The organism is Deinococcus sp. (assembly GCF_018260405.1).
In the GTDB taxonomy this organism is placed as follows: Bacteria; Deinococcota; Deinococci; order Deinococcales; family Deinococcaceae; genus Deinococcus.
This window is the reverse complement of sequence record NZ_JAGLBG010000273.1, coordinates 1-527: the sequence shown is the minus strand read 5'-3', so window position 1 is coordinate 527 and position 527 is coordinate 1. Positions and strand designations below refer to the sequence as shown.

At 60.5% G+C, this 527-nt stretch carries 1 protein-coding gene; it reads left to right on the top strand.

Annotated elements, in window-relative coordinates:
• Positions 1–445 (top strand): DEAD/DEAH box helicase (locus QZ269_RS13495; protein ID WP_291427201.1); only part of this gene is annotated, 445 nt, incomplete at its 5' end.
• Positions 446–527: the final 82 nt, after the last annotated feature.

Sequence of the window (527 nt, the reverse complement as noted above, 5' to 3'; positions counted from 1 at the left end):
GATGCTGAGCCTGATCGAGGCCGAACTGAAAAAGCGCGGCGTGGCCTACGCCCTGCTGACCGGCCAGACCCGCGACCGGCGCACGCCGGTGAAGGATTTCCAGAGCGGCAAGCTACAGATTTTTCTGATCAGCTTGAAGGCTGGCGGTGTGGGCTTGAACCTGACCGAAGCCGACACGGTCATTCACTACGACCCATGGTGGAACCCGGCCACGGAAAACCAGGCCACCGACCGCGCGTATCGCATCGGGCAGGAGAAGCCGGTGTTCGTCTACAAGATGATTGCCCGGGGCACGGTGGAGGAGAAAATCCAACACCTGCAGAAGGAAAAATCCGACCTGGCGGCAGGTGTGCTGGACGGACGCAAGACAGGCGATTGGCAGTTGGGCAACGAGGATATCGAGGCGTTGTTTGCGCCGTTGCCCCACAAGCAAGAGAAGCGCTGACTGACAGACCGCCTTCGCGAGCAAGCCCGCGCCCACATTTAATCGCGTACATCCTTTTGGAATACGCTCGAATGCGGGCGCG